The following is a 9,188-nucleotide window of genomic DNA, read 5'->3' as shown; positions in this document are numbered from 1 at the left end:
GAAGCTAGAAGCTAAGACCAACCCTCCGCCACGCACCAAGGTTCCAACGGATCAGTCCACAGCGCGAGCCCTCCGCTCTAATCCAGTCAGCTCGTGTCCAGCGTCGCATCTAGACCCCCGCCCCGGTGCTGGGAATCTCGCCATCCCGATAATGTGAATCCATCCAGCATCTTGGCAATGGCTCGCCAGAGAGAAACACCAGGTCTCCCTTGCTGAATGGCTCAGCTTCCTGTGCCTCTTCGCCGTGGTGATAGCACCCCGTGATCTGGCTGCGTAAAGGGTTGACCAGTTCCGTCAGGTCGGCAACCTGGACCAAATGACCGCTTTCCCGTTCTTTGAGAAACATGCTCTATGCTCCCTGTATATTCAGTGACTTTCAGGGTGCGATCAGGGGTGCGGCTCTGGCAAGAGGAAAGGCTGTAAACATTATTAAACCAAGAGGGGCTTTATCCTCGGTGGCCGCCATTCTATGCTGGACGCGCCATCATTGAGCATGGTGGTAACCGTGCCATCTACTGCTGTAAAGGCTCCATCGCTAGCGATGAAAGTGGTATGGTTGGGGTTTACTGAATCAAGCTGTGCGTAGGGTAACAGAGCGCCAGCCCGGGGGTGGATGGATCGGCATCCGGCACCGGGGCAATGATTATTGCGATTTTGCAGGAGAGGCCTGCGCCAGACCCGCGAAAACGGGCTGTATCGATACGTTTGGACTTGGGAAAAGGTTAAGAATTATGACAATGGAAAATAAGGCAGCAGTATTGAGCCCGCTCAAGGCGCTGGAACAGCGTTGCGAGAAACAGGGCGAATCAGTGGCCATGGTTCAGCCCATGGGTGGTGGTGAGCTGCAGGACTATACCTGGGCCCGGATCAATGATGAAGCTCGCAAAATGGCGGCTTACCTGCAGTCGCAAGGGGTTCAGAAAGGTGACCATGTGGCACTGGTTTCCAAAAACTGTGCAGAATGGATTATTGCCGACCTTTCTATCTGGATGGCTGGCGCAGTCAGCGTGCCGTTGTACCCGACGCTGGTCGCAGAAACGGTCCGCCAGATCATGGAGCACAGTGAGTCCAAGTTCCTTTTCGTCGGCAAGCTGGATGACTGGGACATCATGAAAGAAGGTGTGCCGGAAGGTGTCAAGAGAGTGGCGTTCACTCTGGCTCCCCGCGATGCGCTGAACGATTTCCCCAACTGGGGCGACATCATTCGCGATACGGCGCCGGTCGAGCAAGTGGCCGAACCTGCCATGGAAGATATCGCCACCATTATTTACACCTCTGGCACCACGGGTATGCCAAAGGGTGTTATGCATGATTTCCTCGCCCTCTCTACAGTCGGGGCTAAAATGATCAAGGTGTATGATTTGACGCCTGAGGAACGCATGATTTCCTATCTGCCCCTCTCTCATGTGGCCGAGCGCGTGGCAGTAGAAATGGCTCAGCTTTACGTAGGGGGAAAGATATTCTTTGCCGAGTCGCTGGAAACCTTCGGTGAAGACATCAAGCGCGCCCAGCCGACAGTATTCTTCGCGGTGCCGCGTATCTGGTCCAAGTTCTACCAAAAGGCTTCTGAGGCGGTGCCGCCCAAGAAGTTGAACAAGCTGTTGAAAATTCCCTTCCTGAACAAGGTGATCAAGAAGAAAGTGCTGGGCGCAATGGGGCTGGATCAGTGCCGTATTGCGCTGTCCGGCGCTGCCGCGCTGTCCCCGGACATCATTACCTGGTTCAAGAAGCTGGATCTGGAAATTCTCGAAGTGTATGGCATGACCGAGAACCTGGCCTGGTCGCATACCACAGAAGAAGGTGACCAGAAAATTGGCTGGGTCGGCACCCCCAATGACGGCGTGGAATGCCGTATCGGTGATGGCGGTGAGATCCTGGTGCGTAGCCTGGGTAACATGAAGGGCTACTACAAACAGCCCGACAAGACCGCTGAAGACCTGACTGATGACGGTTGGCTGCATACCGGCGATGTGGGCGAGATCGATGAGAAGGGGCGGTTGCGTATTACCGGTCGAGTGAAGGAGATCTTCAAGACCGAAAAAGGTAAATATGTGGCGCCAGCACCGATTGAAAACCGCCTCTCTACCCAGCCGGGCCTGGAGCTGTCCTGTGTCATCGGGCAGGGCATGGGGCAGCCGATGGCACTGCTGAACATCACCCCTGAAGAGCAGGATAAGCTTTCCAAAGGCAGTGAAAAAGAGCACTTCACCAAGGAGCTCGAGGCGTTGCTGACCCGTGTGAATAATGAGCTCGATCCCCATGAGCGCATGACGACTCTGGTGGTTTGCAAGGACGCCTGGACCGTCGAGAATAACCTGATTACTCCTACCTTGAAGCTGAAGCGTAACGAAATTGAAAAACGTTATGCGGATGACATCCCCAAGTGGGCAAAAACCAAAGGGGTGGTTTGGGAAGCTTGAGCGCTATCAAAGAGGCGGATCAGCAATTGATCCGCCTTCTTGCTGATGGTCAATTCCATTCCGGCTCAGAATTAGGTCAGGCTCTGGGGATTTCCCGGGCTGCCATCTGGAAGCGCGTCCAGCGTCTTGAAGAGTTCGGCATGGCGCTGGAATCCGTCAAGGGAAAGGGCTATCGGCTGGCCCAGCCCGTCGACCTGATCGATCAGATTTCCCTGCAGGAAGCGCTAGGTGAGCGTGCGCAGCTGCACTACCAGTGGGTGACTGAATCCACCAATGGTGATGCTCTGGCGGTGAGCGGACCGGTGCGCAGACCGCAGGTATTTGTCACCGAATGTCAGACTGCTGGCCGTGGTCGGCGGGGAAGGCAGTGGCAGTCTCCCTTTGCAGCAAACCTGTATCTTTCCATTCGTTTTCCGGTCAGTGGCGGATTTGCCGCTCTCGGTGGGCTGAGTCTGGCGGTAGGTGTAGCTGTGGCCCAGGCGTTGCAAGAGCTGGATTCTGAGTTGCCGGTAACCTTGAAGTGGCCCAACGATCTTCTGGTCAATGGTGCCAAGGTGGGTGGTGTGCTGATTGAGCTTGCCGGCGAGATGGATGGCCAGGTGGATGTTGTCATCGGTGTGGGGGTGAATGGCCGCATGACGGGTCATCAGGCTCGGGATATTGATCAGGTCTGGACAGACCTGGCCAGCGAGCTTAGCCAGATGCCATCGCGGACAACGCTGGCTGCCTGTGTGTTATCTCATCTGCTGGATATGCTGCCGCGATTTTCTCAGCAGGGTTTTGCTGCTTTTCTGGATGCCTTTGACCGCTATGATGGGGTTCGAGGAAAGGCGGTGCAGGTTCAGTCCGGTGATCAGATGATTCTGGGCCAGGCTGCGGGTGTTCTGGCGGATGGAGCGCTGCGTGTGGAAACCCCGGACGGTGTGCGTGAAGTCTATGGCGGTGAAGTGAGTTTGAGAGTTCGATGAAACTGTTTGTTGATGTGGGTAATACCGCCCTGAAATGGCGGTTTCGCCAGGGTGAGAAGGTTGAGCAGGGAGGCTGTCGTCATGGCAGAGAGTGGTCTGTGGTCATCGACACCCTCCTCAAAGATGCCGGACACATCGAGTCAATCTGGATAGCGTCGGTGGCAGGGCCGTCGGCAGATGCCGAGATTGCTGGCCTGCTGGCTGACCGCACCGGGGTGTCTCCGTGTTTTTATTATTCATGCGAGGAAGATTTCGGGGTTCGTAGCTGTTACCCGGAGCCCCGCAAGCTGGGTGTAGACCGCTGGGTGGCGATGATAGAGGGATTTCAGCTTTGCGGGCCCTGTATCATTATCGACTGCGGCAGTGCGCTGACCATTGACGCGGTAGACGGCAAGGGCCAGTTCCTGGGGGGGTATATTGTGCCAGGGCTGGGGATGCTGCGGACGGCGTTGTTGCGTGATACCTCTGATGTTCATATTGAGCCGGCCGCTGCCCGGCCTGCCCTGGGCAGGTCAACCGGGGAGTGTGTACATAATGGTTTGTTGCGCATGTCTGTGGCCTTCGTCACGGAGGTGGTGGTTGAACTACGCCAAGTGCTTGAAGATACTTGTAAAGTGCTGGTGACTGGCGGTGATGCCCCGAAATTGACAGGTGCTTTCCAGTTCGAGTTTCTGCATATGCCCGACCTGGTCCTTGATGGCCTTGAGCGCGTGGCAGCCCGACAACAATAATGGTGGGGGAACACCGGTGCGGTGGATATTTTACAGCTTGCTGGTCGTGAATCTGGTCTACCTGGGGGTGCAGCTCACAAAGAGTCTCGCGCCCCGGGAGGCGGCGGTATCGCTGCGAGTGCCGGCTCAGTCAGTGGGAGGGGAGCAGCTGGTGCTGCTTTCAGAACGCTCTCAGCCAACCAGGGAAGGTGCTCGCAGGCCGGAAACGGGATCCCTGTGTGCAGTGGTAGGGCCGTGGGAGTCTCGTGATGCGGCCCATGCCGGTGCGGTGCAACTCAAGGCGGCCGGTCTGCCCGGCCGGGTGCGCGCGCTGACTATCCAGAAGGATCGCCTTAATTGGGTTTATCTGCCGCCCTATACCGACAGGGAGCGTGCGCTGAGGGTGTTGCACGAGCTGCAAGACCATGGCGTCGACAGCTTCGTCGTCAAGGACGGTGAAGATGCCAATGCCATCTCGTTGGGCTATTTCTCCAGCGCAGAATCGGCGGAAGGCTTGCGCGTAAAGATGCGCAACGCCGGTTATCCGGCCTTTGTTCGCGAAACATCGCGAGCTGTGACCGAATATTGGGTTTATCTGGCCGATCAGAAGCCGGAAGAGAAACCGGAGCTCAATATCTTTCTTCAGGCAAATCAGTCTCTTAAATTGGATTGGGTGGCCTGCTCCTGAATTGCTGGGTAATTATTAGGCGTTTGATCTCCAAGTGGATTGCGCCGCCATGGTCCTTTCTATAGAATTCGCAACCCTTGTGAGCTGGCGTAGCTCAGTTGGTAGAGCAGCTGATTTGTAATCAGCCGGTCGGGGGTTCGACTCCTCTCGCCAGCTCCAGCTTTTAAACGTGTCTAACTACTTGAAAACAGGTTGACAAGTGGTTGGGCCGTAAAGAGAATGTAGGCCCTTTTCTGGAGGGGTTCCCGAGTGGCCAAAGGGATCAGACTGTAAATCTGACGCGAAAGCTTCGGAGGTTCGAATCCTCCCCCCTCCACCAGATTAAAAGCAGGTCATTCATTGGATGGCCTGAGTGGCCGGAAGGCTGGCAGGCATCGGAAAGTGTGCGGGTATAGTTCAACGGTAGAACCTCAGCCTTCCAAGCTGATGATGCGGGTTCGATTCCCGCTACCCGCTCCAGCTCCGGTAGGGTTTGGTCACCGCAAGGTGGCATGAAGGTTATGCTCTTGTAGCTCAGTAGGTAGAGCACACCCTTGGTAAGGGTGAGGTCACCGGTTCAAATCCGGTCAAGAGCTCCAATTTCCGGGCCCAGGTATATCCTGGGTCCGGCTTCATGTGTCTTGATGGTGCCAAGGTGGTCTGTGTTTATCAATACAGTCCTTAAATGTGTCTTTATCGGGTGTATGCGCGCCATATGGCGAGGAAGCACAGCCAAGTTAAGAGGTGAAGAGTCGTGGCAAAGGAAAAGTTCGAACGTAATAAACCGCACGTAAACGTAGGCACCATTGGTCACGTTGACCATGGTAAAACCACTCTGACCGCCGCGCTGACCCGCGTGTGCGCAGAAGTTTGGGGCGGTAGCGCCATCGCTTTCGACGGCATTGATAATGCCCCGGAAGAGCGTGAGCGTGGTATCACCATTGCAACTTCTCACGTGGAATACGATTCCCCGACTCGTCACTACGCCCACGTAGACTGCCCCGGTCACGCTGATTATGTGAAAAACATGATCACCGGTGCCGCGCAGATGGACGGTGCGATCCTGGTATGTTCCGCAGCTGACGGCCCGATGCCGCAGACTCGCGAGCACATCCTGCTGTCCCGTCAGGTTGGCGTGCCCTACATCGTTGTGTTCCTGAACAAAGCGGACATGGTTGACGATGAAGAGCTGCTTGAGCTGGTGGAAATGGAAGTTCGCGAACTGCTGAGCGACTATGACTTCCCGGGCGACGACACACCGATCATCAAGGGTTCTGCCCTGAAAGCACTGGAAGGCGATACCAGCGACATCGGCATGCCTGCCGTGCAGAAACTGGTTGAGTGCCTGGACGAGTACATCCCGGAGCCGGAGCGTGCCGTTGATCAGCCGTTCCTGATGCCGATCGAAGACGTATTCTCCATCTCTGGTCGCGGTACCGTAGTAACCGGCCGTGTAGAGCGTGGCATCATCAAGGTGGGCGAGGAAATCGAGATCGTCGGTATCCACGACACCACCAAGACCACCTGTACCGGTGTGGAAATGTTCCGCAAGCTGCTCGACGAAGGTCGTGCAGGCGAGAACGTTGGTGTTCTGCTGCGTGGTACCAAGCGTGATGACGTTGAGCGTGGTCAGGTTCTGGCCAAGCCGGGCTCCATCAAGCCGCACACCAAGTTTATCGCTGAGGTGTACGTGCTGAGCAAGGACGAAGGTGGTCGTCATACTCCGTTCTTCAACGGCTACCGTCCGCAGTTCTACTTCCGTACCACCGACGTAACGGGTGCTTGTACCCTGCCGGAAGGTACCGAAATGGTAATGCCGGGCGACAACGTGCAAATGGACGTTGAGCTGATCGCTCCGATCGCCATGGAAGATGGCCTGCGCTTCGCGATTCGCGAAGGCGGCCGTACCGTTGGCGCCGGTGTGGTTGCCAAAATCACCGAGTAATTATCGCGGTGAGAAAGGGTGGCGGGCTAGCCTGCCACCCTGTTTTGTTTAAAGGTTTCAGAGTTACAGGCCAGTAGTTCAATTGGTAGAGCACCGGTCTCCAAAACCGGCTGTTGGGGGTTCGAGTCCCTCCTGGCCTGCCAATTTTCCCAAGGCTGCCGCTTGGGTGGTGGGGTGCATCGTAAGATGAGCGAGAAAACAGAAGCACGTTCCGGCTCTGCCGCCTTCGAGGCGGTAAAGTGGTTGCTGGTAGTTGGTCTGGTGGCCGCTGCTGTTGTCGGTAATGGCTACTTCTCCGAGCAGCCCACTCTTTACCGAGTGGTCGGTGTAGTTGCTGTTGCCCTGGTCGCAGTGTTTTTTGCTCTGCAGACCGAGCAGGGCAAGGCGTTCAATCAGCTGCGCAAGGATTCCATGGTTGAGCTGCGCAAAGTGGTGTGGCCGACGCGTCAGGAAACCCTGCAAACCACGCTGATTGTTCTTGTCTTTGTTGTGATTGTGGCCCTGTTGCTGTTTGTGCTCGACTGGATCCTCGGTGGGCTCATGTCCTGGGTTATTGGCTAAGGGGTAAACATGGCAAAGCGCTGGTATGTGGTACATGCCTATTCCGGTTTCGAGAAGCACGTAAAACGCGCCTTGGAAGAGCGCGTTAAACTGCGTTCTATGGAAGAGCTTTTCGGCGAGATTCTGGTTCCTACCGAAGAAGTGGTGGAAATCAAGGGCGGTCAAAAGCGCAAGTCCGAGCGTAAGTTCTTTCCAGGGTATGTGCTGGTGCAGATGGAGATGTGTGATGACTCCTGGCATCTGGTGAAAGAAACCCCGAAAGTGATGGGCTTTATTGGTGAAGACCCGAAGAATCCGGGTCGTGTTTCACCGATTACCCAGAAAGAGGCGGATGCCATTCTGCGTCGCATGGATGACGCAGTAGAGAAGCCGAAGCCGAAGACATTGTTTGAGGCTGGCGAAGTCGTGCGTGTCAACGACGGTCCCTTTGCTGACTTCAATGGCGTGATTGAAGAAGTGAATTACGAAAAGAGCCGCTTGCAGGTGGCTGTAATGATCTTCGGTCGCTCCACGCCGGTAGAGCTGGAGTTCGGTCAGGTCGAAAAAACCTGATCTTGTTCCGGCGGTATTAATTTAGGTGCCCTGGTCGCTGAAAAGTGGCCGGGGTGTTTTGACAACCTGAGGGGAGCCCGCATCTGGCGCGGCGTTTGCACCCAAGGAGTCTTACGATGGCGAAGAAAGTCCAAGCCTACATCAAGCTGCAGGTTGCAGCTGCTCAGGCTAACCCGTCCCCACCGGTTGGTCCCGCTCTGGGTCAGCACGGTGTGAACATCATGGAGTTCTGTAAGGCGTTTAACGCCCAGACCCAGCAGCTGGACGCCGGTGCACCGGTACCTGTTGTGATCACCGTTTATAGCGATCGCTCCTTTACCTTCACCATGAAGACGCCGCCGGCGTCTTACCTGCTGAAGAAAGCGGCCGGTATCAAGAGCGGCTCCGGTGAGCCGAACACCAAGAAAGTGGGCAAGGTAACCCGTGCGCAGCTGGAAGAGATCGCCAAGGCTAAAGAGCCTGATCTGACCGCTGCGGATCTGGATGCTGCCGTGCGCACTATCGCGGGCTCTGCCCGTTCCATGGGTCTGGATGTGGAGGGTTAACCAATGGCTAAGTTGTCCAAGCGTACCCGTGCCATCCGGGAAAAAGTAGAAGCTGGCAAGCTCTATCAAGTGGAAGAAGCGGTAGCCCTGTTGGCTGAGCTGTCCACGGTGAAATTCAAGGAATCGCTGGATGTGGCGGTCAACCTGGGTGTTGATCCGCGTAAATCTGACCAGAACGTTCGTGGCGCTTCTGTGCTGCCTCATGGTACTGGCAAAACCGTTCGTGTAGCGGTGTTTGCTCAGGGCGCCAAGGCAGAAGAAGCCAAAGAAGCCGGCGCTGATGTTGTCGGCTTTGACGACCTGGCCGAGCAGGTTCAGGGCGGCGAAATCAACTTCGACGTGGTGATCGCGTCCCCGGATGCCATGCGTGTTGTTGGCAAGCTGGGCACGATCCTGGGTCCCCGTGGTCTGATGCCTAACCCCAAGGTGGGTACTGTGACTCCTGATGTTGCCCAGGCAGTGAAAAACGCCAAGGGTGGCCAGGTTCGTTACCGCACCGACAAGGGTGGCATTGTGCACTGCACCGTGGGTCAGGTTGGTTTCGACTCCAATGCGATCAAGGAAAACGTGGAATCACTGCTGGCTGACCTCAAGAAAGCCAAGCCGTCTTCTGCCAAGGGCACTTACTTCAAGAAAGTAACCCTGTCCACCACCATGGGCCCCGGTCTGAATATCGATCCGGCGTCTCTGGCGATGTAAGTGATTTGAGCCTGGAGCAGTTGGCCAGGCTCGCAAGGGCTTTGATCCCGATGACTCGCTCTTTATGAGTGTCTTGTCGGGGCGTCAAAGACCGCAGGTTTCCGGTTCTGTTTGGAGTCTG

At 56.1% G+C, this 9,188-nt stretch carries 10 protein-coding genes and 5 tRNA genes; 14 read left to right on the top strand and 1 reads right to left on the bottom strand.

Annotation, left to right across the window (positions count from 1 at the left end; all coding sequences use genetic code 11):
* Positions 1 to 109 precede the first annotated feature (109 nt).
* Positions 110 to 346 (bottom strand): acetyltransferase, encoded by a 237-nt coding sequence (locus ACMG4N_RS16555; RefSeq protein ID WP_414432461.1) that lies wholly within the window; start codon positions 344 to 346, stop codon positions 110 to 112.
* Between the two features lie 385 nt (positions 347 to 731).
* On the opposite strand from ACMG4N_RS16555, the gene ACMG4N_RS16550 reads away from it, so the two are divergent.
* The 14 genes from ACMG4N_RS16550 to rplA all read left to right on the top strand — a co-directional run bounded on the left by ACMG4N_RS16550 (position 732) and on the right by rplA (position 9,067).
* Entirely contained in the window at positions 732 to 2,420 is a 1,689-nt protein-coding gene (locus ACMG4N_RS16550) for an AMP-binding protein (RefSeq protein WP_414432459.1), read from the top strand.
* On the top strand, positions 2,417 to 3,388 hold the full coding sequence (birA, locus tag ACMG4N_RS16545; RefSeq protein ID WP_414432457.1) for a bifunctional biotin--[acetyl-CoA-carboxylase] ligase/biotin operon repressor BirA: 972 nt from the start codon (positions 2,417 to 2,419) through the stop codon (positions 3,386 to 3,388). The genes ACMG4N_RS16550 and birA overlap by 4 nt, the downstream gene beginning before the upstream one ends.
* A complete protein-coding gene (locus ACMG4N_RS16540; protein ID WP_414432456.1) occupies positions 3,385 to 4,119 on the top strand; it encodes a type III pantothenate kinase in 735 nt (244 codons plus the stop codon). The genes birA and ACMG4N_RS16540 overlap by 4 nt, the downstream gene beginning before the upstream one ends.
* Positions 4,120 to 4,165: 46 nt before the next feature.
* Positions 4,166 to 4,786, top strand: coding sequence for an SPOR domain-containing protein (locus ACMG4N_RS16535; protein WP_414433319.1), 621 nt, complete (start codon positions 4,166 to 4,168; stop codon positions 4,784 to 4,786).
* Between the two features lie 83 nt (positions 4,787 to 4,869).
* Positions 4,870 to 4,945: transfer RNA gene (locus tag ACMG4N_RS16530), tRNA-Thr, on the top strand.
* Positions 4,946 to 5,021: 76 nt separating this feature from the next.
* Positions 5,022 to 5,105: transfer RNA gene (locus tag ACMG4N_RS16525), tRNA-Tyr, on the top strand.
* A gap of 66 nt (positions 5,106 to 5,171) precedes the next feature.
* A tRNA-Gly gene (locus ACMG4N_RS16520) sits at positions 5,172 to 5,245 on the top strand.
* Between the two features lie 43 nt (positions 5,246 to 5,288).
* Positions 5,289 to 5,364: transfer RNA gene (locus ACMG4N_RS16515), tRNA-Thr, on the top strand.
* A 155-nt stretch (positions 5,365 to 5,519) separates the two neighbouring features.
* Complete coding sequence (tuf, locus tag ACMG4N_RS16510; protein WP_414432446.1) at positions 5,520 to 6,710, top strand: elongation factor Tu; 1,191 nt, start codon at positions 5,520 to 5,522, stop codon at positions 6,708 to 6,710.
* Between the two features lie 67 nt (positions 6,711 to 6,777).
* A tRNA-Trp gene (locus ACMG4N_RS16505) sits at positions 6,778 to 6,853 on the top strand.
* A 43-nt stretch (positions 6,854 to 6,896) separates the two neighbouring features.
* Positions 6,897 to 7,271: a preprotein translocase subunit SecE gene (secE, locus tag ACMG4N_RS16500; protein ID WP_414432455.1), complete on the top strand. Its 375-nt coding sequence runs from the start codon at positions 6,897 to 6,899 to the stop codon at positions 7,269 to 7,271.
* Positions 7,272 to 7,280: 9 nt separating this feature from the next.
* Positions 7,281 to 7,823, top strand: a complete 543-nt coding sequence (gene nusG, locus ACMG4N_RS16495; protein WP_062817990.1) for a transcription termination/antitermination protein NusG — start codon at positions 7,281 to 7,283, stop codon at positions 7,821 to 7,823.
* 116 nt (positions 7,824 to 7,939) lie between these two features.
* Positions 7,940 to 8,368 (top strand): 50S ribosomal protein L11, encoded by a 429-nt coding sequence (gene rplK, locus ACMG4N_RS16490; RefSeq protein ID WP_035250655.1) that lies wholly within the window; start codon positions 7,940 to 7,942, stop codon positions 8,366 to 8,368.
* A gap of 3 nt (positions 8,369 to 8,371) precedes the next feature.
* Positions 8,372 to 9,067: a 50S ribosomal protein L1 gene (gene rplA / locus ACMG4N_RS16485; RefSeq protein ID WP_035250658.1), complete on the top strand. Its 696-nt coding sequence runs from the start codon at positions 8,372 to 8,374 to the stop codon at positions 9,065 to 9,067.
* Positions 9,068 to 9,188 lie beyond the last annotated feature (121 nt).

Source organism: Alcanivorax sp. IL2, from assembly GCF_047495475.1.
Taxonomy (GTDB): domain Bacteria; phylum Pseudomonadota; class Gammaproteobacteria; order Pseudomonadales; family Alcanivoracaceae; genus Alcanivorax.
This window is presented reverse-complemented; position numbering and strand designations above follow the sequence as displayed.